The following is a 2010-nucleotide window of genomic DNA, read 5'->3' as shown; positions in this document are numbered from 1 at the left end:
ATCAACGTGTCGTAGACCGGCCGGCGGACACTGCGCAGGACCCCGATCGGCGTGTGGTGCAGCGCGTCCGCGTCCGCGATCCGGGTCAGCGCGAAAGCCGTCGCCGGCCCCGCCGCGTGCGCGTCGTGCACCAGCACCCGCCCCTCGTTCTCCGCCGTCACCGCGCCGACGGACAGCTCGCCCGACGCCGGGTCCCGGAACACGCCCTTCGCACCGTCCGCGCCGAACCGCACCGGCTGCCCGTGCTCCAGGCGCACCAGCGCCTCGTCCCGCGTCCCCGGCTCCTTCAGGACCTCGAACGCCCCGTCGTTGAAGATGTTGCAGTTCTGGTAGATCTCCACCAGCGCCGTGCCCTCGTGCTCCGCCGCCGCCCGCAGCACCGACTGCAGGTGCCGGCGGTCCGAGTCGATCGTCCGCGCCACGAACGTCGCCTCCGCCCCGATCGCGAGCGACAACGGGTTGAACGGCGCGTCCAACGACCCCATCGGCGTCGACTTCGTGACCTTCCCCACCTCGCTCGTCGGCGAGTACTGACCCTTCGTCAACCCGTAGATCCGGTTGTTGAACAACAGGATCTTCAGGTTCACGTTCCGCCGCAGCGCGTGGATCAGGTGGTTCCCGCCGATCGACAGCGCGTCACCGTCACCCGTCACCACCCACACGCTCAAGTCCCGCCGCGATGTCGCCAGCCCCGTCGCGATCGCCGGCGCCCGCCCGTGGATCGAGTGCATCCCGTAGGTGTTCATGTAGTACGGGAACCGCGACGAACACCCGATCCCCGACACGAACACCGTGTTCTCACGCCGGATACCCAGCTCCGGCATGAACGCCTGCACCGCCGCCAGGATCGCGTAGTCCCCGCACCCCGGGCACCACCGCACCTCCTGGTCCGTCCTGAAATCCCGCGCACTCTGCGGACCGTCGGCGAGCGGGACCAGTTTCAGCGAATCGAAGCGCTCAGACATCGCGGGACTCTCCGTCCGAAAGGGCGGCCTGAACGGCCTTGGCGAGTTGCTCGGCCTTGAAGGGCATCCCGTTCACCTGCGTGAAAGGCTGCACGTCCACCAGGTACTTGGCCCGCAGCAGCAGCGCCAGCTGCCCGAGGTTCATCTCGGGCACGATCACCCGCTCGTACGAGCCCAGCACCGCCCCCAGGTTCGCCGGGAACGGATTCAGGTGCCGCAGGTGCGCCTGCGCCACCCGCCCGCCGTCCGCCCGCACCCGCCGCACCGCGGCGGCCACCGGCCCGTACGTCGACCCCCACCCCAGCACCAGCACCCGCGCGCCACCCGGATCGTCCACCTCGACGTCCGGCACCACGATCCCGTCCACCTTCGCCTGCCGGGTCCGCACCATGAAGTCGTGGTTCGCCGGGTCGTAGGAGATGTTCCCCGTCCCGTCCTGCTTCTCGATCCCGCCGATCCGGTGCTCCAGCCCCGCCGTCCCCGGCACCGCCCACGGGCGCGCCAGGGTGAGCGAGTCGCGCTTGTACGGCCAGAAGACCTCCGAGCCGTCCTCCAGCGTGTGGTTCGTCCCGGTCGCGAAGTCCGCTTCGATCGAAGGGAGTTCGCCGACCTCCGGAATCCGCCACGGCTCCGAGCCGTTCGCCAGGTACCCGTCCGACAGCAGGAAGACCGGCGTCCGGTAGGTGACGGCGATCCGCGCCGCCTCCAGCGCCGCGTCGAAGCACTCGGCTGCTGTCGCCGGGGCCACCACCGGCACCGGCGCCTCCCCGTTGCGGCCGAACATCGCCTGCAGCAGGTCGGCCTGCTCCGTCTTCGTCGGCAGCCCCGTCGACGGGCCGCCGCGCTGGATGTCCACCACCAGCAAGGGGAGTTCCAGCGACACGGCGAGGCCGATCGCCTCCGACTTCAGCGCCACCCCCGGCCCGGAGGTGGTGGTGACACCGAGCGCACCGCCGAACGCCGCCCCCAGCGCCGCACCGATCCCCGCGATCTCGTCCTCCGCCTGGAACGTCCGGACACCGAAGTTCTTGTGCCGCGACAACTC

At 70.6% G+C, this 2010-nt stretch carries 1 protein-coding gene and 1 pseudogene; both read right to left on the bottom strand.

From position 1 onward, the window contains the following. Positions 1-965: 2-oxoacid:ferredoxin oxidoreductase subunit beta (locus ACFUK0_RS40125; RefSeq protein ID WP_380259028.1), on the bottom strand; the 965-nt coding region annotated here is incomplete at its 3' end. Then, positions 958-2010: pseudogene (locus ACFUK0_RS40120) on the bottom strand (2-oxoglutarate ferredoxin oxidoreductase subunit alpha); the annotation flags it as partial. The gene ACFUK0_RS40125 and the pseudogene ACFUK0_RS40120, both read right to left, overlap by 8 nt.

The organism is Kitasatospora sp. NPDC057223 (assembly GCF_042669755.1).
Lineage (GTDB): Bacteria > Actinomycetota > Actinomycetes > Streptomycetales > Streptomycetaceae > Kitasatospora.
Note: the sequence above shows the minus strand (reverse complement) of the source record. Positions and strands in the feature narration are given on the sequence as shown.